27 protein-coding genes are annotated in these 25,171 nt (G+C 57.1%); 6 read left to right on the plus strand and 21 right to left on the minus strand.

Going from position 1 to position 25,171, the window contains the following annotated elements:
- Positions 1–30: 30 nt before the first annotated feature.
- Positions 31–843, plus strand: a complete 813-nt coding sequence (fabI, locus tag AB8880_08855) for an enoyl-ACP reductase FabI (GenBank protein ID XDZ65032.1) — start codon at positions 31–33, stop codon at positions 841–843.
- A 3-nt stretch (positions 844–846) separates the two neighbouring features.
- Positions 847–1,944, plus strand: coding sequence for a chorismate synthase (gene aroC, locus AB8880_08860; protein XDZ65033.1), 1,098 nt, complete (start codon positions 847–849; stop codon positions 1,942–1,944).
- On the opposite strand, the gene AB8880_08865 is transcribed toward aroC, so the two are convergent.
- The 14 genes from AB8880_08865 to acnA form a co-directional block, all read right to left on the minus strand.
- Entirely contained in the window at positions 1,934–2,683 is a 750-nt protein-coding gene (locus AB8880_08865) for a TlyA family RNA methyltransferase (protein ID XDZ65034.1), read from the minus strand. The two genes, aroC and AB8880_08865, sit on opposite strands and share 11 nt — an antisense overlap.
- A gap of 14 nt (positions 2,684–2,697) precedes the next feature.
- Positions 2,698–4,614, minus strand: coding sequence for a 1-deoxy-D-xylulose-5-phosphate synthase (gene dxs, locus AB8880_08870; protein XDZ65035.1), 1,917 nt, complete (start codon positions 4,612–4,614; stop codon positions 2,698–2,700).
- 49 nt (positions 4,615–4,663) lie between these two features.
- A complete protein-coding gene (locus tag AB8880_08875; GenBank protein ID XDZ65036.1) occupies positions 4,664–5,572 on the minus strand; it encodes a polyprenyl synthetase family protein in 909 nt (302 codons plus the stop codon).
- The gene (xseB, locus tag AB8880_08880) at positions 5,573–5,827 is read right to left on the minus strand and encodes an exodeoxyribonuclease VII small subunit (protein ID XDZ65037.1); all 255 of its coding nucleotides are present in this window, start codon (positions 5,825–5,827) and stop codon (positions 5,573–5,575) included.
- A gap of 17 nt (positions 5,828–5,844) precedes the next feature.
- A complete protein-coding gene (locus AB8880_08885) occupies positions 5,845–6,309 on the minus strand; it encodes a helix-turn-helix domain-containing protein (protein XDZ65038.1) in 465 nt (154 codons plus the stop codon).
- A 77-nt stretch (positions 6,310–6,386) separates the two neighbouring features.
- Complete coding sequence (gene pip / locus AB8880_08890; protein XDZ65039.1) at positions 6,387–7,343, minus strand: prolyl aminopeptidase; 957 nt, start codon at positions 7,341–7,343, stop codon at positions 6,387–6,389.
- A gap of 9 nt (positions 7,344–7,352) precedes the next feature.
- The gene (locus tag AB8880_08895) at positions 7,353–8,231 is read right to left on the minus strand and encodes an RNA polymerase factor sigma-32 (GenBank protein ID XDZ65040.1); all 879 of its coding nucleotides are present in this window, start codon (positions 8,229–8,231) and stop codon (positions 7,353–7,355) included.
- 111 nt (positions 8,232–8,342) lie between these two features.
- Positions 8,343–8,849 carry a CarD family transcriptional regulator gene (locus AB8880_08900; protein ID XDZ65041.1) on the minus strand — a complete coding sequence of 169 codons (507 nt, stop codon included), beginning with the start codon at positions 8,847–8,849 and terminating at the stop codon, positions 8,343–8,345.
- A gap of 213 nt (positions 8,850–9,062) precedes the next feature.
- Positions 9,063–9,401, minus strand: a complete 339-nt coding sequence (gene fdxA / locus AB8880_08905) for a ferredoxin FdxA (protein XDZ65042.1) — start codon at positions 9,399–9,401, stop codon at positions 9,063–9,065.
- A gap of 67 nt (positions 9,402–9,468) precedes the next feature.
- Entirely contained in the window at positions 9,469–9,864 is a 396-nt protein-coding gene (locus tag AB8880_08910; protein XDZ65043.1) for an RNA-binding S4 domain-containing protein, read from the minus strand.
- Positions 9,865–9,867: 3 nt separating this feature from the next.
- Complete coding sequence (locus AB8880_08915; GenBank protein ID XDZ65044.1) at positions 9,868–12,474, minus strand: helicase-related protein; 2,607 nt, start codon at positions 12,472–12,474, stop codon at positions 9,868–9,870.
- Positions 12,475–12,536: 62 nt separating this feature from the next.
- On the minus strand, positions 12,537–13,370 hold the full coding sequence (locus AB8880_08920) for a DUF3883 domain-containing protein (GenBank protein XDZ65045.1): 834 nt from the start codon (positions 13,368–13,370) through the stop codon (positions 12,537–12,539).
- Positions 13,367–14,227, minus strand: a complete 861-nt coding sequence (locus tag AB8880_08925) for a site-specific DNA-methyltransferase (GenBank protein XDZ65046.1) — start codon at positions 14,225–14,227, stop codon at positions 13,367–13,369. The genes AB8880_08920 and AB8880_08925 overlap by 4 nt, the downstream gene beginning before the upstream one ends.
- A gap of 212 nt (positions 14,228–14,439) precedes the next feature.
- Positions 14,440–17,118, minus strand: coding sequence for an aconitate hydratase AcnA (gene acnA, locus AB8880_08930; protein ID XDZ65047.1), 2,679 nt, complete (start codon positions 17,116–17,118; stop codon positions 14,440–14,442).
- Between the two features lie 323 nt (positions 17,119–17,441).
- On the opposite strand from acnA, the gene AB8880_08935 reads away from it, so the two are divergent.
- Together AB8880_08935 and AB8880_08940 are read left to right on the plus strand one after the other, a co-directional pair.
- Positions 17,442–17,678 (plus strand): BrnT family toxin, encoded by a 237-nt coding sequence (locus tag AB8880_08935; protein XDZ67052.1) that lies wholly within the window; start codon positions 17,442–17,444, stop codon positions 17,676–17,678.
- On the plus strand, positions 17,656–17,880 hold the full coding sequence (locus tag AB8880_08940) for a BrnA antitoxin family protein (protein ID XDZ65048.1): 225 nt from the start codon (positions 17,656–17,658) through the stop codon (positions 17,878–17,880). The genes AB8880_08935 and AB8880_08940 overlap by 23 nt, the downstream gene beginning before the upstream one ends.
- Here the strand turns inward: AB8880_08940 and AB8880_08945 are convergent.
- Entirely contained in the window at positions 17,859–17,999 is a 141-nt protein-coding gene (locus AB8880_08945) for a hypothetical protein (protein XDZ65049.1), read from the minus strand. The genes AB8880_08940 and AB8880_08945 overlap by 22 nt on opposite strands.
- Before the next feature lie 15 nt (positions 18,000–18,014).
- Between AB8880_08945 and ccmA the strand changes: the two genes are divergently transcribed.
- Together ccmA and ccmB are read left to right on the plus strand one after the other, a co-directional pair.
- A complete protein-coding gene (gene ccmA, locus AB8880_08950; protein XDZ65050.1) occupies positions 18,015–18,686 on the plus strand; it encodes a heme ABC exporter ATP-binding protein CcmA in 672 nt (223 codons plus the stop codon).
- On the plus strand, positions 18,683–19,360 hold the full coding sequence (gene ccmB / locus AB8880_08955) for a heme exporter protein CcmB (GenBank protein ID XDZ65051.1): 678 nt from the start codon (positions 18,683–18,685) through the stop codon (positions 19,358–19,360). The genes ccmA and ccmB overlap by 4 nt, the downstream gene beginning before the upstream one ends.
- An 18-nt stretch (positions 19,361–19,378) precedes the next feature.
- Here the strand turns inward: ccmB and AB8880_08960 are convergent, their stop codons facing one another.
- The 6 genes from AB8880_08960 to AB8880_08985 form a co-directional block, all read right to left on the minus strand.
- Positions 19,379–21,436, minus strand: a complete 2,058-nt coding sequence (locus AB8880_08960) for an ASKHA domain-containing protein (protein XDZ65052.1) — start codon at positions 21,434–21,436, stop codon at positions 19,379–19,381.
- 34 nt (positions 21,437–21,470) lie between these two features.
- Positions 21,471–22,370 (minus strand): methyltetrahydrofolate cobalamin methyltransferase, encoded by a 900-nt coding sequence (locus AB8880_08965; GenBank protein XDZ65053.1) that lies wholly within the window; start codon positions 22,368–22,370, stop codon positions 21,471–21,473.
- Between the two features lie 60 nt (positions 22,371–22,430).
- Positions 22,431–23,330 (minus strand): metFprotein, encoded by a 900-nt coding sequence (locus AB8880_08970; protein XDZ65054.1) that lies wholly within the window; start codon positions 23,328–23,330, stop codon positions 22,431–22,433.
- A 96-nt stretch (positions 23,331–23,426) separates the two neighbouring features.
- Positions 23,427–23,741: a virulence factor gene (locus AB8880_08975; protein XDZ65055.1), complete on the minus strand. Its 315-nt coding sequence runs from the start codon at positions 23,739–23,741 to the stop codon at positions 23,427–23,429.
- Positions 23,742–23,749: 8 nt separating this feature from the next.
- Complete coding sequence (locus AB8880_08980; GenBank protein ID XDZ65056.1) at positions 23,750–24,439, minus strand: corrinoid protein; 690 nt, start codon at positions 24,437–24,439, stop codon at positions 23,750–23,752.
- A gap of 147 nt (positions 24,440–24,586) precedes the next feature.
- On the minus strand, positions 24,587–25,168 hold the full coding sequence (locus tag AB8880_08985) for an inner membrane-spanning protein YciB (protein ID XDZ65057.1): 582 nt from the start codon (positions 25,166–25,168) through the stop codon (positions 24,587–24,589).
- Positions 25,169–25,171 lie beyond the last annotated feature (3 nt).

The following is a 25,171-nucleotide window of genomic DNA, read 5'->3' on the forward strand; positions in this document are numbered from 1 at the left end:
ACATCGTCACGATGGATTTTTGAGGGCGACATGGCACAGGAATCAAATCTTCTGCAGGGGAAAAAAGGACTGATCATGGGGGTGGCCAATGACCGGTCGATCGGCTGGGGCATTGCTCATGCCGCGCATCTTGCCGGGGCGGAACTGGCCTTCACCTATCAGGGCGAAGCGCTGGGGAAACGTGTTATCCCGCTTGCGGAATCCGTTGGATCTTCCCTTGTCCTGCCTTGCGATGTGACCGACGAGGCCAGCGTCGACGACGTGTTCGAGAAGATCGGCGACGCCTGGGGCAAGATCGATTTCGTCGTCCATGCCATCGCCTATTCCGACAAGGATGAACTCAAGGGCCAGTATGTGGAAACCACCCGCTCCAATTTCATCAATACCATGGATATTTCGGTCTATTCCTTCACTGCCGTAGCGCGGCGGGCAGCGGCGATCATGAACGATGGCGGCTCCATGCTGACCCTGACCTATTATGGCGCCGAACGGGTCATGCCGCATTACAATGTCATGGGCGTGGCCAAGGCCGCGCTCGAAGCTTCGGTGCGGTATCTGGCGGTGGATCTCGGCGGCCGCAACATCCGGGTCAACGGGCTTTCGGCAGGCCCCATCAAGACTCTTGCCGCCTCGGGGATCGGCGATTTCCGCTATATCCTGAAATGGAACGAGTACAACTCCCCCCTGAAAAGAAACGTCACGCTTGACGATGTCGGCGGCGCAGGAGTGTACCTGCTTTCCGATCTTTCAAGCGGTGTGTCGGGCGAAACCCATCATGTGGATTGCGGCTATCATGTCGTCGGCATGAAGGCGGTGGATGCCCCGGACATATCAGTGGTCTAGATCATGGCAGATAACAGTTTCGGCACGCTTTTCCGCATTACGACATTCGGGGAAAGCCACGGCCCGGCCATCGGCTGTATCGTTGACGGGGTGCCGCCGCAAATCCCGCTGGATGAAACCGATATCCAGCCTTTCCTTGATCGCCGCAAGCCCGGCACTTCCCGTTTCGTCACCCAGCGCAAAGAGGCCGATCAGGTCCGGATTCTCTCCGGCGTGTTCGAAGGCGCAACCACCGGCACGCCGATCATGCTCATGATCGAGAATACCGACCAGCGCTCCAGGGATTATGGCGAGATTGCCAACACCTACCGGCCCGGCCATGCCGATTACACCTATATCGCCAAATACGGCATCCGTGATTATCGCGGCGGCGGCCGCTCTTCGGCCCGGGAAACCGCCTCACGGGTTGCCGCGGGCGCTCTTGCACGCAAGATCCTCGCGCTTAAACTCGGCAGCGGGTTCAGGATCAACGGCGCGGTGGTGAAAATCGGCCCGCATGAGATTAATCGCGCCAACTGGTCCTGGGATGAATGCAGCCGCAACCCCTTTTTCTCCCCTGATCCCGAGATTGTTCCGGTATGGGAGAATTTCCTTGATAAAACGCGCAAATCAGGATCATCGGCCGGCGCGGTCATCGAAGTGGTTGCTGATGGTGTTCCGGCCGGGCTCGGGGGGCCTGTCTACAACAAACTTGATGCCGAACTCGCTTCTGCCATGATGTCGATCAACGCCGTCAAGGGGGTGGAGATCGGCAGCGGATTTGACCTCGCCCATATCCCCGGGACGGAAGCCGGCGACGAGATGCGACTCAATGACGATGGCCGGCCGGTGTTTTCCTCAAATCATGCGGGCGGCATCCTCGGCGGTATTTCAAGTGGCCAGCCGGTGATCTGCCGGTTTGTCGTCAAGCCCACAAGCTCGATCCTGACACCGCGCCAGACCATCACCGAAGATGGACGGGAAACCGATGTCGTGACCAAAGGTCGTCATGATCCTTGCGTCGGCATTCGCGCGGTGCCGATCGGCGAAGCGATGATGGCGATTGTTCTCCTCGATCAGCTGATGCGGCATGAGGCGCAATGCGGCCCGATCAGGGGCTGACCGCCACGATCACGAACTCCCTGTTGCCTTCGGGGCCGGTAATCGGCGAGGGGACAATCCCCCTCACCTGCCAGCCCATCTCTTGCTCCAGCCAGCCGGAAATATCATCCTGCACCGCCTGATGGAGGGCCGGATCACGAACAACACCGCCCTTGCCGACCTGGCCGCGGCCTACCTCGAACTGAGGCTTGATCAACGCCGCCAGCCACGCCCCGGGCCGCGCCAGCGCCATGCTGGCCGGAAGCACTTTCCTGAGGGAGATGAACGAGGCATCACAGACAATGATATCCGGTGCATGCGGGATGATTTCAGCGGTCAGGTGGCGGGCGTTGGTTTTCTCCAGCACCACCACCCGGTCATCCTGACGCAAGGACCAGTCCAGCTGGCCATGGCCGACATCGACCGCATAGACAAGCTCGGCGCCCTCACGAAGAAGCACATCGGTAAACCCGCCCGTGCTGGCCCCGACATCGATGGCAATGGCGCCGTTGGCGGTGAAATCGTCAAAATGTTCAAACGCCGCGGCCAGTTTCAGCCCGCCGCGGGAGACATAAGGATGATCCTTGCCTTTGAGGCGCAAGGGCGCGTTGTGATCAATTCTGGTTCCGGGTTTGTCGAGCCGCCGGTCATCGCTGAGGACGAGTCCCGCCAGAATCATGGCCTGGGCCTTTTCACGACTGGGGGCAAGTCCGCGCTCCACCAACAGCACGTCAAGCCTCTCTTTGCGGTTGGGTTTCACGCCTCGCCCATTGCTCAGCGCCGGGACAGGGCCGCCAGCTTTGTCTCGTCAAGCCCGAGCAGGGATGATGCCGCCGCCAGAATTCCGCCTGCATCGAGCCCCGCCTCTTTGAGCTGGCCGTCCTGGCTGTTGTGATCGATGAGCTTGTCCGGCATCGTCAGCACGCGGACAGATTTGCCGCGGTCAAGCAGCCCTTCATTGGCCATAAACTGCATCACATGGGCGGCGAAACCACCCGCGCTCCCCTCTTCGATGAGGATGAGGCTGTCGTGATCGCGCAGCAGCCTTGTGATCAGATCGGTGTCAATCGGTTTGGCAAAACGGGCATCGGCCACGGTGATATTCACCCCGGCATCGGCCAGAGTTTCGGCCGCCTCAAGCGCTGCCATCAACCGGGTGCCGAGCGACAGGACGGCGAGCCTTTCGCCTTCACGCACCACCCTTCCTTTGCCGATTTCAAAAATTTCAGCCACGTCCGGGATCGGGCAGCCAATGCCTTCACCGCGGGGGTAGCGGAAGGCCGAAGGCGAATCGTCAATCACCGCAGCGGTAGCCACGGCACGGCTCAACTCCGCTTCATCCGAAGGTGCCATCACCACCATGCCAGGCAGGCAGGACATATAGGCGATATCATAGGCCCCGGCATGGGTGGCGCCATCGGCACCGACAAGACCGGCGCGATCAATCGCAAACCGCACAGGCAGGCGCTGCAGGGCCACATCATGCACAACCTGATCATAGCCGCGTTGCAGAAAGGTCGAATAGATCGCGGTAAAGGGTTTCATGCCTTCGGTGGCAAGACCGGCGGCAAAGGTCACGGCGTGCTGCTCGGCAATGCCGACATCGAAACTCCGGCCGGGAAACCGTTCGGCAAATTTATCGATGCCGGTACCGGAAGGCATGGCGGCCGTCACCGCGACGATATCCGGGTCTTTTTCCGCTTCACGAATCAGCTGATTGGCGAACGCCGCGGTATAGCTGACCGCATTTGACACCGGTTTCTTCTGGGTGCCGGTGATGACGTCGAATTTCGGCACGGCGTGATATTTCTCCCCGCTTTCGCGGCCGAAGGGATGCCCTTTGCCCTTTTCGGTGACGACATGGAGCAGAACAGGCCCACGGTTCGGCCCGTCACGGAGATTTTTCAGGATCGGCACCAGCTGGTCGAGATCATGTCCATCAACCGGCCCGATATAGAAAAAGCCAAGCTGGGAGAAAATCGTGCTGCTGCCGACAAGCCCCCGGGCCATTTCTTCAGCACGTTTGGCGGTGCGCTCGATCTCAGCCGGAAAGCGGCTTGCAACCTGCTTGGCCAGCTCGCGGATGGAATGGAACGGACGTGAGGAGATCAACTGGCTGAGATACGACGACAACGCCCCCACCGCCGGCGCAATCGACATGTCGTTGTCATTGAGGACCACGATCATCTTGGAATTCATCGCCCCGGCGTTGTTCATGGCTTCATAGGCCATGCCGGCGCTCATGGCGCCATCGCCGATCACCGAGATGACATTGAAATCCTTGCCTTTCAGATCCCGCGCCACGGCCATGCCGAGGCCAGCGGAAATCGACGTCGAGGAATGCGCCGCACCAAACGGGTCATATTCCGACTCGTCGCGCTTGGTGAAACCCGAAAGGCCGCCAGGCTGACGCAAGCTCCGGATCCGGTCGCGACGGCCCGTCAGGATCTTATGGGGATAGGCCTGATGGCCGACATCCCAGATCACCTTGTCGGCAGGCGTGTTGAAGACATAATGGAGCGCCACGGTCAGCTCGACAACGCCAAGACCCGCGCCGAGATGCCCGCCGGTACGCGAGACCGCATCGATGGTTTCTCCCCGGAGTTCCTGGGCCAGTGCCTTCAGGCTTTTCTCCGGCAGTTGACGCAACTGCTCCGGTACAACCACCTTGTCCAGTAACGGCGTTTTCATCTTAAGCCCATGCCCCCTTTACGGTCATATCAGGCTGAATACCTTCACCCTAATATTCACGCCTTATTATAAAACTGGAAAGATCTAGCATATAGTCAAGCCATGGGCTAGTTTTCGTGACCGCTTTTGTCAAATGGTCTGCCGCTTCGGCAATGAGCCTTTCGGCCTCTTTTTCGGCTCCATCCATGCCGAGGATGGTGACATAGCTTGCCTTGCCAGCCTGATCATCCTGTTGGGACGGCTTGCCGAGGGTTCCTGCTTCGGCCTTGCGATCAAGCAAGTCATCGGCGATCTGAAAGGCCAGACCGAGATTGTCCGCATAGGCATCAAGCGCCGCCAGCAGTTCTGGTGCGGCGCCGCCAACCCGCCCTCCCGAAACCGCCGCCGCCCTTATCAGCGCCCCGGTCTTGAGTGCCTGCATCGAGGTCGTCTCATCGAGACTGAACGGGCGCCTTTCCGCTTCAAGATCAAGCATCTGCCCGCCGGCCATCCCCCCTGCACCCGAAGCACGGGCAAGATCGGCAACCAGCCCGGCACGGATATTGCCGTCGGCATGGGTCAGTGGGTCCGCCAGAAGATCAAACGCCAGTGTCTGCAGCGAATCACCGGCAAGGATGGCGGTCGCTTCATCAAACGCAATATGGCAGGACGGCTTGCCGCGGCGAGTAGCGGCATCATCCATCGCCGGGAGATCGTCATGGATCAGTGAATAGGCATGCAGGCATTCATAGGCCGCCGCCACCCGGCAGGCGCCTTCATCTTCCGGCCTGCCCCGCGCCAGCCGTGCGGCACCAAGAACCAGCGCGGCACGGATTCGCTTGCCGCCACCCAGCACGGAATAGGCCATGGCCTCTATGAGTTTTGGCGCCGGACCTTTTTCAAGCTCGGCAAAAATCGACCGAAGCGTGGCCTCGGCGATATCTGCATCAGCCCGTATCTGCGCTGGAACAGGGGTCACTTATGCATCACCACCCGGGAAAGGTTCAACACCTTCGGGGAGAGATGATCCCGCAGTTTTGGAAGACCTGATCTGTTCGACTTTGAGCCGTGCTTCATCCAGGCGCTGCTGGCAATGCTGCCTGAGCCGGGCCCCACGTTCGTAAGCACTGACCGCATCATCGAGCAAAATCTCACCACGCTCCAGACGATCGACAATCTGTTCAAGTTCTTTGAGAGCGTCTTCGAAACTCATTTTGTCTGGCGAAGTGGTCATCCTGTTCTCTTTTCAATTCATTTACCACGAATAGTAGCGGCAATGGATTTGAGCAGTTCCGCGACCTTCTTTCGGGTACGCGCATCCTCGATCGAATAGTAGTTGCGCACAAGTTCCAGCGTCTCACGACGTGCCATCGGATCCCTGACCTTCGGGCCTGATTCGGCCTCACTTCCACCAAGGCTGACCCGGCGCGGGGATCTGGCTTTGGTCTCACTGGTCATCTCATCAAAGAAGAAACTGATATCAACATCAAGGATCTGGCTTATATCCCACAGGCGGGAAGCGCTGACACGGTTGGAGCCGCGCTCGTATTTCTGGACCTGCTGAAACGTGACGTTCAGCTCTTTGCCCAGCTGCTCCTGGCTCATCCCGAGCAGGGTACGACGCCGCCTGATACGCTGGCCTACATGCACATCAACAGCGTTGTTGTTCGTAATCATGAAATTTCTGTCTGTGTTCAGGTTTTCGTTTTTGCTCATCCCTCCACCTCAGGAAAAGTAACAACACAATTAGAGGTTGTTCTATTATGAAGGAAACTTGCAATAAATAGCAAGAACTATTCGTTGACCTGATTGGCCATAGTTGCAAGCCCTGAAATCAATGCCTGCAAAATCCCCGGCTCAAAGGCCGAATGCCCGGCCGCTTCAACCATCTTCAGCTCGGCCTTCGGCCAGGCTTTCGCAAGCTCGGTCGCAACCCGTGGCGGGCAGATGACATCCATCCTCCCCTGAACGATAAGACCGGGTTTTTCGGCAATGGCGGCAATACCCCTGATGAGCTGCCCTTCTTCAAGAAAGCATCGGTTGATGAAATAATGTGCTTCCATCCTCGCGAGGCTCAGCGCCATCTTGCCGCCGCCGCCGCGTGTTTCCGCCCTGAGGGTAGCGCAGGAATTTTCATAGGATGACCAGGCTTCTGCTGCGGGTATTGAGATGGCCGGGCTCGAACTCATCAGCCTCTTGCCGTAACCGGCAAGCAGATCCCCGCGCTCGTCTTCGGGCAGAAAATGGATGAATCTGTCCCAGGCTTCGGTGTAGAATTTGCCCATCCCATAGAGGAACCAGTCCACTTCGGCATCCGAGCCGAGAAACACCCCGCGCAAGATAAAACCAAGGCACCGTTCAGGATGAGTGATGCCGTATGAAAGCCCGAGAGTCGACCCCCAGGAGCCGCCAAAAACAATCCATCGGTCAATCCCGAGATGCTCGCGAATCATTTCCATATCCGCGACCAGATGCCAGGTGGTGTTGTTTTCCGTTGCAGCGAAAGGCATGGACTGGCCGGATCCACGCTGATCAAAAAGGACGACCCGAAAGAGTTCGGGATCAAAAATACGTCGATGGGTAGCCGAAATGCCCGCCCCCGGCCCGCCATGCAGAAACACAACGGGAATACCTTCTGGATTGCCGCATTCTTCGGCATAAAGCGTATGCCCGTCGCCGGTATCAAGGCGATAATGCCGCCGCGGGGCTATGGGTGGGAAAAGGTGCTGGACTTCCGAATAGGACCTCATCCCGCAAGCTTACGCAAGATAGGGAAGATCGTTGATATCCTCGACCCGGGCTTCAAGATTGGTGCGAAGTTTGCTCATCGCGCGGGCTTCAAGCTGGCGGACCCGCTCCTTGCTGACCCCGAAATCACGGCCAAGCTCGTCCAGCGTCGCTCCGTCTTCCTCAAGCCGCCGACGCATGATGATCATCTTCTCCCGCGGGCTGAGATCTTCGAGCGCATCGGCAAGCCATGCCGAAAGCTTGGTCACATCGCGGCTTGTTGCCACCGACATTTCAGGTGTTGGGCGATCATCAACGAGGAAATCCTGGGCGGCATGTTCATTTTGCTCACCAAGCGGGGCGTTGAGCGAGGAATCCGCGCCGGAAAGACGCTGTTCCATATGGGTGACATCGCCGAGGCTGACGCCGATCGTATCGGCGATCTGCTGGCGTCCTTCATCGGTCAGCATCCCGCCTTCGGCTTCCCCGATTCGGGCCCGCAGACGGCGGAGTTTGAAGAAAAGGGATTTATGCGCCGATGTCGTGCCGGTGCGCACAATCGACCAGTTGCGCAGGACATAATCCTGGATTGAGGCGCGAATCCACCAGACGGAATAGGTTGAAAACCGGACTTCACGTTCCGGATCGAAACGGCTGGCCGCCTGCATGATGCCGATATTGCCTTCCTGGATCAGATCCCCGAGAGGCAGACCGTAATGTCGGAATTTCGAAGCAATGCTCACCACAAGCCGGGAATAGGCAAGGACAAGCTGATGCAGAGCTCGCTCATCTTCGTTGTCACGCCATGATTTGGCCAGTTTCAACTCGTCATCACGTTCAAGCAGAGACTGCCGCATGATCCGGCGAATAAACCTGTTGTCGGCCCTGAGCGTCTCGTTGCGGTCATCCATTTTTCACTCCCCTGCCGCCAATTGCAAAATACTTTTGGTGGTTATCTGATAAACTGGAGTGCGAAACATCTGTTTCAAGGCATATTTTAAATATTTTTTATTTTTTTGCAATCACGCCGCGTCCATCAGGTTTTCAAGCTTGATTGCCGCCGCGGATTGATCGATTTTTTCGATCGCCGCAAATTCCCGGGCGAGACGCTCAAGTGCTGCCTGATACATCTGTCTTTCGCTGTAGGACTGTTCGGTCTGGTTGTTCCGCTTCCTGAGGTCACGAACGACTTCGGCAATGGATACAGGATCACCCGAACGGATCTTGTCATCATACTGCTTGGCACGCTTTGACCACATGTCCCGGCGGACCCGGGCCTTGCCCTTGAGGGTGGTGATCGCTTCATCCATCTGCTTGCGCGACGAGAGCGTCCGCAGGCCGAGGCTGCGGGCCTTTTCAAGCGGAACACGCAAGGTCATCCGGTCCTGTTCAAACCGGACAATGAGCATGTCGATTTCCATCCCGGCAATGCTGTTCTGTTCCGTGCCCAGAATACGGCCAACGCCATGGGTCGGGTAGACAACAAAGTCATCGGTGTTGAATTCGGTTTCTGTTTTCTGTTTAGCCATTGATCCTACCATCACTTTCCTGCGAAAAGCGAAAAAGCCAAGCATCCGCCCCGAACGAGCCGATACCAAAGACTTTTCTGTCTCCATAGAACAAGGTCATGAAGCGTGGAATCCCGCGCCCCAACCGCCGGCACGCATGAACGATGACCTAGTGAAACATGACTATAGCATAAACTGGCCGAAAATGCCAACCCTGTGGCATCTGCCCCCGGATCAGGCGCCTTTACCCGGCTTGTCGGAGAAGTATTTCTCAAACTTGCCTTCCATATCCTTGAAGTCGTCGGCATCGGTCGGAGCCTCGATCTGGCGGGTGATGTTCGGCCAGATTTCAGCCATGTCGGCATTGAGCTTGAGCCAGGCTTCGGCGCCCGGGTCGGTATCGGGAAGGATGGCTTCGGGCGGGCATTCCGGCTCACAGACCCCGCAGTCGATACATTCATCGGGATGAATAACCAGCATGTTTTCACCTTCGTAAAAACAGTCAACAGGACAGACTTCAACACAATCCGTGTATTTGCACCGGATGCATTTGTCGTTCACGATATAGGTCATCGATATCTCCTGGGGGTAGGCAACGGCTATGTCTAGCCGAAGGCAATAAAGACTTCAAGAAACGAATTCAGCTTTTGAGGCTGTCAATTTGTCGCCGCTCCCTTTTGGTGGGCCTGCCTGCCCCCTTGTCACGCTGCTCAAAGGGAGGAGGCGTGTCTTTCGGCCGCCGCTCCCTCGGCTCCGGCGGCGCCAGATCATCATAGAGAAGCCGGGCTTCAGTCACAGGGCGGCGACGCGGCGACATGGCCAGAACACGGATCACCCGGATATCTTCACCTTTTGGAAAGGTCAGTACATGGCCTTCGCTGACCTGGCGATGCGGCTTTGACATCGGCTCGCCATCAAGGCGCAGCCTGCCGCTGGCCACAAGCCGGTTGGCATCGCTGCGTGTCTTGAAAAACCGCGCCACCCAAAGCCATTTATCGATGCGCATCGTATCGAGGGAGTCCACCGGCGAGGCCATGGCTCAGGAATGCCCTTCCTTGAGCCTTGCCAGCACCGCAAAGGGGGAATCGGGATTGACGGCAGGGGGTTTTGTCCTTCCCCCTGATTGATGCGGCTTTCCGGGCCTGCCACCCTTTTTCCTGCGCCGCGGCTGACCTTCTTTGCCTGGCTGTTTGCCTTCACCGGGCTTGCCCTTGCGTGGCCGGGCAGGACGTTCAAAAACACCGGCGGGCGGTTTCTCCGGGTCCTCGGAGGGAATTTCATCCACCTTGCGATAACCGAGATCGGCAAGGATCTTTTCCATCTGCGGGCGTGTTGCCCCGGCAAGCGAAAGCATTTCCTCGCTGATCTGGAACCTGCCTTCACGGGCGGCGGCACGAATGACGGCGGAAAGACGCTCTGCCATGTCAACGCGCATGACGCGATCACCGAGCCGGCGATATCCGGTGGCAAGCCAGTAGGCGTCGCTGACCCCTTCTTTATGGTCAATCGCCACCCGTCCTGCCGGCGGCGGTCCATCTTCGGGGAATTCCCCGGTATTGAGGCTGAAGAGAAGAGCTTTTGCCGCTATCTGCGCCGGTTTGAGCAGATCCGCCATATAGATCATGTCCACCCCGAGCCTGATCCCGTGCTGGGCCAGCAGGCGGCGGCCATCGTCGTCGAGTTCCTTGATCATGCCGCCCACCACCTGGCTTGGAAGCGTGCCGAGATTTTCATAGACCTGATAAGCGATACCCCGGGCCGGGCCGGTGAGCGTATCACCCGTCAGCGCAACCGCCTTTTCCAGCACGGTCTTCGGCCATTCGGCGGCAAAGGCGTTGAGCCGGTCCTGCACGGTTTTGAGCTGATCCCCCTCAAGCATGGTCGAGGGCCGGACTTCCGCCCGGGGCTGATAGAGCTGATCCCCCTTGATCAGGTTGCCGATATGTGATTCACGCCAGAAAATCCGGCCAGCCGGGTCAAGCTGAAACGCCGTATCCGCCGATGCCGCAAGCGCACGCACGCGCTGGGAAATCTCTTCGGGAAGCGCCTTGCGGGCGGCGGCAAGCACCGGCCCTTTCTCATCGCTTTCCGAAATGGAAGGGGTGAAGACAAACCCATCGAGCCGGCCGACGTCTTCGCCTTCAACAATAACAGTCCCATCAGGTTTAACAGATGACATAAGAGATGTATTTTCCTTCAGGCGCCGCGACAGAACCGCTGCCCGACGATCAACAAAACGCTGGGTCAGCACATTATTAAGACTATCTGATACCCTGTCCTCGATGTCCCTTGCAAGCCCCTGAAAGCTTTCGGCATCATCAAGCCAGTCGCGGCGCTGGGTAATATAGCTCCAGGTGCGGATGCGGGACAGGCGCTGCATGAGCGTATCGATATCCCCATCAGGCCGGTTATATCGCTGCATCTGGGCCGAAACCCAGTCCTTCGGCAGGACTTCCCCCGCCGCCAGGTGCTGAAAGATCCGGGCCAGCAACTGGGCATGGCTGTCGGTAAATTCTCGTTGATAATCAGGGATTTGGCAAACATCGTAAAGCCGCCTGACCTGATCCTCCCCATGGGCAAGAACGCGGATCTCGTCCCGGGAAAGAAGACTTGCAAGGGTGAGGTGATCATCGGCATCCGCTTTCCGTGACATCAGGGGTGATGGCGGATTTGCCTCAAGACTGCGCAAAAGCGCATCGGGCGATGAAAAATCAAGCTGGCTGTTGCGCCAATAGACACCGGAAAGGTAACGGAAACGGTGATTCTCTATCGCCGCTATCAGCTCATCTTCGAACATGGAGCAATGATCGGTGATGCCAAAAGTGCCATCGCTTGTGTAGCGGCCGGCACGGCCGGCGATCTGCCCCAGTTCAGCCGGCGACAGCCGACGTGCGCGGCGGCCATCGAATTTGACATCATCGGCCAGCGCAATGTGATCAATATCCATATTGAGCCCCATGCCGATGGCATCGGTGGCAACCATGTAATCCACATCACCGGATTGAAAGAGTTCAACCTGGGCGTTGCGCGTCCGCGGGCTGAGCGCCCCCATGACAATCGCCGTACCGCCGCGCTGCGCCCGGATCAGTTCCGCGAGTTTGTAGACATCGGCGGCCGAAAACGCGACGACGGCAGACCGGCGCGGCAGGCGCGTGACTTTCTTCTGCCCGGCCCAGCTCAGGCGTGAGAGACGCTGGCGGGTGGTGACGGCGATCCCCGGGATGATCTGCTCCAGCACCCGGCGGATGGTCTCCGCCCCAAGCAGTAGCGTCTCCTCCCTCCCGCGGGCATGGAGTATGCGATCGGTGAAGACATGGCCGCGTTCAGGATCGGCGGCGAGCTGAATTTCGTCAATGGCAAGAAAATCGACCCGCCGGTCCAGCGGCATCGCCTCCACGGTGCAGAGGAAATATCTTGCCCGCGGCGGGATGATCTTCTCCTCGCCGGTGATCAGCGCAACCTGCTCGCGTCCTGCCCGGGCCACGGCGCGATCGTAATTCTCCCGGGCCAGAAGACGCAAAGGGAAGCCGAACATGCCCGAAGAATGCCCCAGCATCCGTTCCATGGCATACCAGGTCTTGCCGGTATTGGTCGGGCCGAGCACCGCCGTCGGCAAAGGGTCACGCTGTGGGTCAAAGGGAGGCATGGCAGACCTCAGGGGAATATCAAAAGAAGATTATGCCCAAGACAACCCGAAGGGGGAAGAGATTAAGGGGAGATCCAATCTATATTATCTAGTTTATTTGCTGAAAATTGAATTGGATTAAGATTCAAAATTGGCAACAGATCACCTCTCAAACATTTTATTTTTCCATAATCTTTTCTGAATTCGTACACACGATATAACCAGTAACTGGAACGAAATTTATTCGAAGCCATTAATTCATTTTTAGTCAGATAAAAGGGATGATCTAGAGACATTGAAGTTGTTTTGACTTCTATCAGCCTTTTTCTTTCTGAAACATCAAAGGAATAAATATCATAACCGAGATTTTGTTTACTTACATCCTCGACCTGTTCGGCAAGTTGAGGCAGTCCCGCGCTGATCAACCTCTTTTTCTCATACCGAATGACAAATTTCTCACCAAGCCTGCCGAGTTTTCTGTCTGCTCTGGTCGGTGTGCGTAAATTTTTTATACTTTCAATTTCTCTCAATTGTGTTTCTGAAAAGGTGCATAATTTTTCGGCAATTAACTTCCATGCATTGGCGGTCACCGTGCTACCTTCAGAAAGTGCATCTCGGCTATCCAAATCGAGCAACTTCAAAATTGCCAAGACGGCCTCATGCTTTCCAAGGTTCTTTAGGTCCTTCTCTGCCGGTGAGAGGGTAGCCAATATATCAAGTATTGCATTTGCGGTTACCGTTCCACCTCTTGAAAAATATTCCTGTTTTAAGGGAAGCCCTACTGCATCAAGTGAAATTGCCGCTAATGTTTGTTTTGTCGGCTGGGTATAATTAATCGATAGCTCATGGAAGTTATGAAATCTTCTTAACTGAGCATTCAATCGCTTTTGAACATCCGCCGGAATATTTAATTTCAAAACAGTTCTCCACGGTTAACGCTGACTTTGGAAAACCGTGGAGTCATTACAAGCTGTTGTTTGCGAATTTTGCTGGGTTCAAGGATACGCTGTTCCGAAAGTTCGATATATTTTTTTTCGACTTCATACCCTATTGCTTTGCGGCCCAATTCAACTGCGACTTTAGCTGTCTGGCCAGAGCCGAGAAACGGGTCCAGAATTGTATCACCCTTATAGGAATAAAGCCTGATAATGCGATCAGGAATTTCTTCCGGAAATGGACAAGGGTGATCAATGATACCTGGAGGAACAGGTGCGATATGCCAAATATTATTTGCTATATCCTTCTTGAACAGTTCATCTATCGGATAAGCGCTCGATTTTTTGTGCCCATTGATCTCTTTATAGATTGGCTCACCAGGCTTACGAAGAATATGAATATATTCGGTCATGATATTTGGATAGAAATACCCGGGATAAGGCTTTTGAATAGCAACTCCTGCACGGCGTATCCCTGCCGTAACCTTGTTCCAAATAATATCCTGGTGAAAAATCCATCTTGGTTCTTCCCCGATAAGTTTTCCAAGAAGATCGTGGGGCGTTGCGAAATACCTGCCTTTCAATAAAATTGTACCAATGACAATTGCACAAAAACCACCAGGTTTTGTCACCCGGTACACTTCATCAAAAATTGAATTGCACCAATTCAGATATTCAATATATCCATCGTCATCTGATGACTGGAATCCATTTGCATATTTTCTGGTGCGATAATTCTTCTTCGTACCATGTTCGCTGAACGTATCGTAATCAATTGCATTCCAATAGGGGGGAGATGTAACCGTAAGCGCTACGCTATTGGATTCAACATCAACCATTTTTTCTGATGAGTGATGATAAAAATTATAATTTGTCATAGTTCTGCGGTGCTTTCAGCTTTGACTGAAAGCATCCTATCGCAGAAAGGTTAATTAATAATTAATCGGACAAAAAAATCCCCCGCCGGATGGAGAATGGCGGGGGAGACGATATATGCGCATCACGCCGGAGCCAGGGGAACGCCCGCAATGAGGCGCGCCGAGGCCCGGGGTCAGGCGGCGGCAAGGCTCCGCAACACGAAGGGCAGAATACCGCCATGGCGGTAGTATTCGGCCTCGCCTGCCGTATCGATCCGGCAGAGGAGCGGAACGTCCATGGCACTGCCATCGGTCTTCGTGATGGTGAGCGTGATGGTCATGCCCGGGGTGATGCCGCCGGCAATACCCGCAAGATCGAAGACCTCGCTGCCGTCAAGACCAAGGCTTTCGCGGCTGACCCCTTCGGCAAACTGAAGCGGCAGCACGCCCATCCCGATCAGGTTCGAGCGGTGGATACGCTCAAAGCTTTCGGCAACCACGGCCTTGATCCCGAGCAGTGTCGTTCCTTTCGCGGCCCAGTCGCGGCTGGATCCGGTGCCGTATTCCTTGCCACCAAAGACGATCAGCGGAACATTTTCAGCGGCGTATTTCATCGCCGCATCATAGATCGACATTTTTTCACCTGACGGCATATGACGGGTAACCCCGCCCGATGTACCCGCCACCATTTCATTGGCCAGACGAATATTGCCGAAGGTTCCGCGCATCATCACCTCATGATTGCCACGGCGTGAGCCATAGGAATTGAAATCCACGGGCCGCACCTGATGGCTGATGAGATATTCTCCCGCCGGACCATCGCGGTTGATACTGCCGGCAGGGGAAATATGGTCGGTGGTGATCGAATCCCCAAGAAGCGCGAGCATCCGCGCACCATGGATATCGGCAACACGAGACGGATCAACCTCCATGCTCATGCCGTTGAAATACGGCGGGTTGCGGACATAGGTGGAACCATCATCCCAGTCGAATGTCTGGCTGGCACCGGCGCTGATTTCCTGCCATTCCGGCGTGCCGTCAAACACATTGGCGTAACGTGAGGCATACATGTTCGGCGTCACGACCTGATCGACCACCGCGCGGATCTCCTCATTGCTTGGCCAGATATCCTTGAGCATCACCGGGTTGCCGTCGGCATCCTCGCCAAGCGGCTGTGTCGTGATATCCACCAGCATCGAGCCTGCCAGCGCATAGGCCACCACCAGCGGCGGGCTGGCAAGATAGTTCGCGCGAACATCGGGGCTGACCCGGCCTTCAAAATTGCGGTTGCCGGAAAGCACCGAGGTGACCACCAGATCATTTGAATTGATGGCGTCGGAAATCTCTTCGGGGAGCGGGCCGGAATTGCCGATGCAGGTGGTGCAGCCATAGCCGACCAGATTGAAGCCGAGCGCATCAAGCTCATCCTGAAGTCCGGCTTTTTCAAGGTAATCGGTCACCACCTGGGAGCCCGGCGCAAGCGACGTCTTGACCCATGGTTTGACTTTCATCCCCCTTGCATTGGCCGCTTTCGCCACAAGCCCGGCGGCGATCAGCACCGACGGATTGGACGTATTGGTGCAGGAGGTGATCGCGGCGATGGTCACGTCCCCATCGCTCAGCTTCTCTTCACGTCCGGCGACGTCAACGGCCCTGGGCTCACTGCGGCCGAGATCAGCCAGCACCTTGCCAAAACTGTCGGCCGCCATATCCAGCGGCACGCGATCCTGGGGCCGTTTCGGGCCAGCCAGCGCCGGCACGATCCCGCCAAGATCAAGGCTGAGCGTATAGGTGAAAAGCGGCGTTTCGGAAGAAGCATCACGCCACATGCCCTGGGCTTTGGCATAGGCCTCGACAAGCGCAACCCGCTCCGGCGCACGCGCCGTCAGTTCAAGATAGGCAATGGTTTCCGAATCGATCGGGAAAAAGCCGCATGTCGCGCCATATTCCGGTGCCATATTGGCAATCGTTGCCCGGTCAGCAAGTGAAAGCTGATCAAGCCCGTCACCGAAAAATTCAACAAACTTGCCGACAACACCCTTCTTTCGGAGCATTTCGGTCACCCGCAGCACCAGATCGGTCGCGGTTGCGCCTTCGGGCAGACGGCCCTTCAGCTCAAAGCCGATGACATCCGGCACCAGCATGGAAATCGGCTGGCCGAGCATGGCCGCCTCGGCTTCGATCCCGCCGACCCCCCAGCCGAGCACCGCCATACCGCCCACCATGGTGGTGTGGCTGTCGGTGCCGACACAAGTATCGGGATAGGAGATCGTTTCGCCATCCTTTTCCGCGGTCCAGATCGTCTGGGCGAGATATTCGACATTGACCTGATGGCAGATCCCGGTGCCCGGCGGGACAACACGGAAATTTTCAAACGCCTGACTGCCCCAGCGCAGGAAAGTGTATCGCTCGCCGTTGCGGGCCATTTCAAGGGCGACGTTCTTGGCAAAACTGTCCTTGCCCGCGAAATGATCCACCATGACCGAATGGTCAATCACCAGATCAACCGGCGAGAGCGGATTGATCTTTTCCGGATCACCCCCGAGCCTGACCATGGCATCACGCATGGCCGCCAGATCCACCACCGCCGGGACGCCGGTGAAATCCTGCATCAGCACCCGGGCCGGGCGATAGGCTATCTCATGCTCATTACCGCCGGTTTCGGCGCGGCGGGCAAGCCGCATGATGTCGTCATCGGTAACCGAAGCCCCATCCTGATTGCGGATGAGGTTTTCAAGCAGCACTTTCAGCGAATAGGGCAGCCGGGCGATACCCGGGCAGGTCTCGCTCAACGCCGCAAGCGAGTAATAGCCATAGGTCTTACCATCAACAGCAAGACTGCGATAACACTTGTCCTTGAGGTTTTCAGCCATGGAGAGCTCCCTTCAGCGATCAATAAAGGTTCCGCGCATCCGTGATGCGTATCATGGGAAATCCAGCGGCTAGCAGGGGTGCGCCCCTGTTCAAGTCTTGGAATGAGTATGAAATACCTGATCAGGACGGAATTTTCAACCGGCAACTCCGGCCGGACTGGGATTTCGCGCGCAATCCGAGGCTGGTTTTCAGCCCGAAAGAAGTATAGTGAAGAAAGGGATCCATATAAGGCCTTGCCCCTTTTCTCTTGCAATCACATTTAATGTATATACATTAAATGTGATTGCAATACGAATGGGATGAAAACAAGCGTCAACAGACATTGGATCAGCGTGGAATCGATTTTGCCGATGCGGAACGTCTTGATTGGGATCAAGCCATGACAGGTATAGATGATCGGGGTGATTATGGGGAAACGCGTTTTATCACCATAGCCCCGATTGATGATGATTTGTATGTTATGGCCTGGGTTCAGCGCAAAGATCGCGTTCGTATTATCAGTTTACGAAAGGCCAACAGCAGGGAAAGGACCAGATATGGACAAACCATACACAGATAAAAACGGTGAAACGCGTGAACTGGATGATGAATTCTTTGCCAAAGCAAAGCGAGGACGTCCGCGATTTCTGCCGGAACAGACCAAGGAAAAGATCAGTATCTGGCTTGATCGTGATATTCTGGCGTATTATCGGCAAACGGGCAAAGGCTGGCAATCCCGCGTAAACGCGGTTTTGCGCAGTCAATTACCTGATTCCCGGTAGATAGTACCATCATGCTCCCTCGCCTGATGATGAGGATGGGTTTTTTTGTCTTTCATCTTGTCGATCATTTCCTGCTCAGGTATTCCCTGTTCAGCAAGAAAACGGGTAAGATCGTCCATAGTCCCTGAATTAACATGTCCGATACCATTACCAAGATGCCGATCCTCAGCGTTGCCGACCTTGCCGCCGGGTATAGCGGCATGCCGGTGCTTCAGGGGTTCAGTCTCGAAATATCCCCAGGCATGATTCTCCTGATCAAGGGGATGAACGGAAGCGGCAAGACAACACTTCTGCGCTGCTGTGCCGGGCTCCTGCCCCCGCTTGCGGGCAGGATCATGATCACCGGCACGCCTCTTGCGGCAGATCGCCTTCACGCCGCCCGCCGAACCATCTATATCGGTCACCGCGACGGGCTGGCGGCTGAACTCACCTCCGAAGAAACGCTCAATCTCTGGGCGGCAAGCCGCGGGCTCTGCCCCGGGCCTGACGATCTGAAGGAAAGTTTTGCCGCCCTCGGGATGGGCGAGGTGATGGATCAGCCTCTACGCACGCTTTCCCAGGGCCAGCAGCGGCGGGTGAGCATGACACGGCTTGCCCTCATCACCAGGCTTGGCCTGACCCGCGAAACCCCGCTCTGGCTTCTCGATGAGCCGACCACCGCCATGGACAGCACGGCAACCAAAGCGTTTGCCGCCCTGATGCATGCCCATGCCGAAGCCGGCGGAGCAGCGGTGCTGACCACCCACCATGATCCGGGAATAATTGGTGCGGAAACCCTCACGCTTCTGGGAAGGCGCAACACATGATGACTTCAGGCCGCATCCTTAAAGCCGTGATGACGCGTGATCTTCTGATCGGCTGGCGCGGGCTTAGCGACAGTCTCGCCGGGGTCAGTTTCTTTGCTGTTATTGTCGCGCTGGTGCCGCTTGCCCTCGGGCCGGCGCCGGAAACCCTGCGGATGCTGGCACCGGCCATGATCTGGATTGCGGCGCTGATTGCCGCCCTGCCGCAGCTCGACCGGTTGTTTCAGCGTGACGCGGCGGATGGCTCGCTTGATCACCTTATCCTCATCCCGTTGCCGCTTCCTCTGGTCATTCTGGCAAAAGTTGCGGCGGGATGGATCATCATCGGCCTGCCGCTTGTGCTCATGACGCCGGTGATGGGGGTCCTGCTCGGGATTCCCTTATCATCGCTGGGCATCATCACGGCAACCGTTGCCATCGGGAGCATCGGGCTGATCCTGCTGGGCTCCCTGGCTGCCGCCATCACCATCGGTGCCCGCCGCGGGGCGGTGCTGATGGCGGTGCTTATCCTGCCTCTGGCCATGCCGATCCTGATCTTCGGGGCCGCCACCACCAGCGCCGCCTCGCTGGGCGAGCCCTGTTCAGCCTCGCTTCTCTTCCTGACGGCGGTGGTGCTGGCCTTGCTCGCAATCATCCCCTTTGCCACGGCCGCGGGCTTGCGGCATGCAGTGGAATAAAGAGATCAGCCTAGCAGATCAGTCGCGCCGGCGGCGGCCGCGACGACGCGCATTCGAGGGGTTTTCAAGGCTGGGCTCACCCATGCCAAGCGTCCGTTCCGGCAGTTGAACCGCCTCGCTCAGCCTCGGGTAAGGATCGGTCTTGTGGGGGATTGCCATGGCTTTCACGAAATGATTCTGGAACGACGGCTCGATGGCGGTTTCGATCTTCTCGATCTTGCGCACCATCTCCCCAACACGGTGGCGGGCACCCTTGTTGAGCAGGCAGATCCGCGCACCCGTGCCGGCGGCATTGCCAGCCGAACGCACATTATCAAAAAGACAATCGGGAATCATGCCAAGGACCATGGCGTATTTCGGCTCGATATGGGTGCCGAACGCCCCGGCAAGGACAACCTTGTCCACCTGGTCAATCCCGATTTTATCCATCAGCAGGCGAAACCCGGCATAGAGCGCGGCCTTGGCCAGCTGAATGGCCCGGACATCATTCTGGGTGATGAGAACCGTATCCGAAACACGGTAGCGGAAGGTCCGTCCATCCGCCTCGATCCGGGGTGAGATCGCGGCCTTATCGCCATTGATCACCCCGTCTTCGGTGATGATTTCGGCCAGATACATCTCCGCCAGGACCTCGATAATGCCTGAACCGCAGATGCCGGTAATGCCGGTTGCGGCCACGGCTTCATCAAAACCTTCCTCATCCGACCAGGCGTCGACGCCGATGACCCGGAACCGGGGCTCAAGCGTTTCGGGATTTACCCTGATCCGCTCGATCGCCCCCGGGGCCGCGCGCTGACCGCTTGAAATCTGCGCGCCTTCAAAGGCAGGTCCGGTGGGCGAAGACGCCGCCAGCAGACGATCTGAATTGCCGCAGATAATCTCCGCATTCGTGCCGACATCCACCAGAAGGGTCATGGCCTGGGACTCATCCGGGCTTTCGGCAAGCGCGACAGCAGCAGCATCGGCGCCGACGTGACCTGCGATACATGGCAGAACATAGACACGCCCGCCGGGATGAATCTCAAGGTCGAGTTCCCGCGCCAGCAGCTCGCAGCTTTCATCCATGGCAAGCGCAAAAGGCGCGCCCCCAAGTTCGATCGGATCAATCCCCAGCACCAGATGATGCATGACCGGATTGCCCACCAGCACCACTTCAACAATATCTTCAACCGGAACATCCGCCTGGCGCGCCGCGCCTTCCAGCAGCCCCTGCAGGCCCTTGCGGACGGCATCGGTCATCTCTTCCGCCCCGCCCTGATTGAGAAACCCATAAGAGACCCGGCTCATCAGATCTTCACCAAAGCGTATCTGCGGGTTCATCGCGCCCGAAGACGCCAGCACAAGCCCGGAATTCATATCGCAGAGATGCGCCGACATGGTGGTGGAGCCGATATCGATGGCCGCACCGACAATCTGCTCCTTGAGCCCCGGCCAGACGCCGATGATCCGGCTGCCCCCGCGCAAAGCCACGGTAACCTGCCATTTCCCCTTGCGGAGCGCGACCTGCAGACCTTTCAGCACATGCAGATCAGCGGTGATGTCTTCATCGGTGACGCGATCAGGCCATTGATCGCGGAGTGCTTCGATGACCCGGCGCAGATCCCCCGAAGGCTCATGCATATCCGGCTCTCGTACCTCGATGAAACAGAGCCGGGTTGGCGCGTCAACCTCGATCACCCTGTCATCGGCAGCTTTCCGGATCACCTGGTCATGGACCTGGCTTTCGGCCGGGACATCAATCACCACATCAGCGGCGAGAATGGCCTGGCAGGACAGCCGGCGTCCATGGTGAAGGCCGCGTTTTTCAGCGTAGCGATCCTCCACTTTCGAGCGCGGGGTCACCGAGGCGGAAGATGACCTGATCCCGTGTTTGGCGAAATCACCTTCGCCGACAACCACCTGGCATCGGCCACACATGGCCCTGCCGCCGCAGACACTGTCGATATCCACCCCAAGGGTCCGGGCGGCCTGCAATACCGTTGTTCCGGCCGCAACCTTGCCCTGACGTCCCGACGGCGTGAAGACAATCCGGATTTCCCCTTTCGGCTCCTGGATTTTTTCGTTATCGCTGGCCATGATCCGCCTGTTTCCTCAGGAAAGGTGGCACAGATCAGGCGCGGCGACGGCGGCGGGTTTCCCGCCCGGCGCGACCTGCACCTTCGGCTACCGGTTCACGATATTTCTTGATCCAGCGGCGGCATTCCGGGTCAGCCCCCATCATGACATCGGCCCCCATGATCGCCGACATTTCTTCGGCATGAAGAGGGTTCATGATCGCCGAGGTCATGCCGGCACCCACCGCCATCGAGAGAAAGGCGGCATTCATGCCATGACGGTTCGGCAGGCCAAAGGAAATGTTCGACGCCCCGCAGGTTGTGTTGACCTTGAGCTCTTCCCTGAGACGGCGGATGAGATCAAGCGCCGAGCGGCCGGCAAGATTGATCGCGCCAACCGGCATGATCAGCGGGTCGACAACCACGTCTTCACGGGGGATGCCGAAATCTTCTGCCCGCTCCACGATTTTCCTGGCCACCTCGTAACGGACATTCGGGTCTTCGGAAATGCCGGTTTCATCATTCGAGATCGCCACCACGGCGGCGTTGTATTTCTTCACCAGCGGCAGGACGACTTCAAGCCGCTCTTCCTCGCCGGTGACCGAGTTCACCAGCGGCTTGCCCTTATAGACGGAAAGACCGGCCTCAAGCGCCTCGACGATGGAACTGTCAATCGCCAGCGGGACATCAACCGTGTTCTGGACCAGCTGGATGCATTCCGCCAGAATCCGCGGCTCATCCGCCATGGGGATGCCGGCATTCACGTCAAGCATGGTGGCACCGGCCTCAACCTGGGCAACCGCATCGGATACAACCCGGCTGTAATCGCCTTCGGCCATCTCGGCGGCCAGAAGCTTGCGACCGGTCGGGTTGATGCGCTCGCCGATGATGCAAAACGGCTGTTCAAACCCGATGATGATTTCCTTCTTGTCGGATGAAATTTTGGTCTGGGTCATCAGTTATGTCCTCGCTTGATCTGTCCGGGCATGTTCCAGTCCCGGTATTATCCTGGGTGTCTATTCTTCGTTGACCTGGAAACCGCCCTTGGGCAGCAGGTCAAAATTACCGGTGGCAACCGCATCCGCCCAGCGGGCCGTCCGGGCAAAACCGCCAAAGGGATAGTAATGGAAATGCTGGATGCAGCTTGCCTCATCCGATGCCATGGCCTCGGCAAGACCGGCAATGAGCAGATGCGGCGACTGCACGGTCAGGAGTTTGGTGACATTCCGTGCCTGTTTGGTGATCATCCGCATGGATGGACCAATACCGGAAATCTGGGCAAAACGAAGCAGTGTCTTGATGGTTGCCGGCCCCGGAATACCGATACGGATCGGCAGCGAATTCCCGGCCGCACGGATGGAATTCTCCCAGGCGATGACCGGCGCTGCTTCGAAGCAGAACTGTGTTTCGATATAAAGATCCAGCCCTTCTTTGCGGGCAAAATCGTTTTTCCAGGCCAGCGCATCGGCAAGTTCGGAAGGGGAGATATCCGGGCTGCCTTCGGGATGGCCGGATACACCGATCCGGCGGATGCCGTTTTCTTGCAGGATACCTGTTGCCAGCACCTGCATACTGTCCGAAAATTCACCCACGGGATTGTCAACACCGCCGCCGATGACGAGAACCTCATCTACCTTGGCGCGGCCCACCATATCCTTGACAAGATCGCCGAGCTGGTCACGTGATCTGAGCGACCGGGCCGCGATATGAGGGACGGGATTCATCCCTTCTTCACGCAGGCGCACCGCAACATCCACGGTATCCTTCGGGTCGGTGCCGGGCAGGAAGGTGACATTCACCGTCGTATTTTCAGCCAGAACATCGGCAAAACTCTCAATCTTGCCGGCGCCGGGAGGGGTGACTTCAATCGACCAGTGCTGGCCGGCCCGGATGATAGCATCGTTCAGTGCGGTCATGGATATACTCCAACAGAAAACGCTGCACTTTGGCCTTTAATTGCATCCGGCTCTGGCCAGATGGCGGCACACACTCTTCCATTTCCGACACCCGGATCAGGCGTCGGCTTTGCCGCCATTTGCAACAAGCTCTGCCAGCATCTTCTGATCATATTGCCGGTCGAGTTCCGCCGCTCTGGCCTTGGCCGCGACATCAAGATCACCTTCACATGGCTCAGGTTCGGCCTTGCGCCATTCGGCGAGATAATCATCGGTGCTGTCCGCGCCGTCGCGCATGGCGGCCTCGTCAATCGCAAGAGCAAATCGGCGTGGCATTTCCACCTTCGCCTGCTGGCGATTGCGTCCGCGTCCTTCTTCGGCAACCACCTGGGCCGGGATGTCCCGCCAGTAGATAACGGTAATACTGGCCATCACCCGCCTCAGGCAGCGTTACGTTCGGCGACCATGGATTTTGCCATCTCGACCGCAACCGCGGCATCACGGCAATAGGCATCAGCCCCGATGGAATCCGCAAACGCCTCATTAAGCGGGGCGCCACCCACCAGAATGATGAAATCATCGCGCATGCCTTTTTCGACCAGCGCATCGATCACGACTTTCATATAGGGCATGGTGGTTGTCAGCAGCGCCGACATGCCGAGAATATCAGGCTTATGTTTTTCAAGCGCCTCGATATAGTTTTCAACCGGGTTGTTGATCCCGAGATCGATCACCTCGAACCCTGCCCCTTCCATCATCATGGAAACAAGGTTCTTGCCGATATCGTGGATATCGCCCTTCACGGTACCGATCACCATCTTGCCCTGCTGCGGTGCACCTGTCTCCGCCAGCAGCGGCCGCAGGATAACCATGCCGGCTTTCATCGCATTGGCCGCCATCAGCACTTCAGGGACGAAGAGAATACCGTCGCGGAAATCAATCCCGACGATGGTCATGCCTTCCACCAGCGCTTCGGTCAGAACGCGATATGGCTCCCAGCCGCGCTCAAGGAAGATATTGACCGCTTCAACAACCTCGTCCTGAAGTCCGTCATAGAGATCATCATGGATCTGCTGAACGAGTTCATCATCATCAAGTTCGGACAGGATGATATCGTCTTCGTCTGCCATGGTTTTTTCCTCCAGAAAAGGGGCCCGGCCGGGCATATTTCCAAAACTGTATTAAATCTGCGCCGCTTCAAGACCTGCCGATGCAATCGCCGCGACTTTTATTGTTCCAGTTTCGGCATGGACAGGGTTTTTAGGATGTTTTTCCGCTTATCCGCCCGCATCATCCGCCGCATCACCTCCGTGACGGGCAAGAAAAACCGCCATGACCACGGCAAAGCCAAGGGAGATACCTGTCAGGCCGAAGACCTTGAAATTCACCCAGCCATCGGTGGAAAGATTGCGCCAGGCCCATTCATTGGCCAGCGCCATGGTGCTGAACATGATGATCCAGATCCAGGTCAGCGTCCTCCAGGCCTTCTGGTTCATCGACATGCCGGTCGCCTCCCCCATCACGGCCTTGAGGGGGTTGCGGCCAAGAAGCAGCCCGCCAAGCAGAACAGCGGCAATAGCAGCGCTGACCACGGTGGGTTTGATCTTGATAAAGGTATCATCTTCGAAAATCAGCGTCAGCGCCCCGAACAACACCACCGCCGCGCAGCCGAAGGCCAGAATCTTCGGGATCCGCCGGGTTGTCGCCCAGGAATAGCCCAGCGCCAGCACGGTCGCGGCAACAAGGGCGGCGGTGCCGTAAAAAATCCCGAATTTCGCGTTGACGAGGAAAAACAGCACCAGCGGGCCGTATTCAACGAGAAGGCGTGATTTCGATGTCGAGGATGAGGTGTCGGTCATGAT

It is taken from the genome of Alphaproteobacteria bacterium LSUCC0684 (genome assembly GCA_041228335.1).
GTDB lineage: Bacteria > Pseudomonadota > Alphaproteobacteria > Puniceispirillales > UBA1172.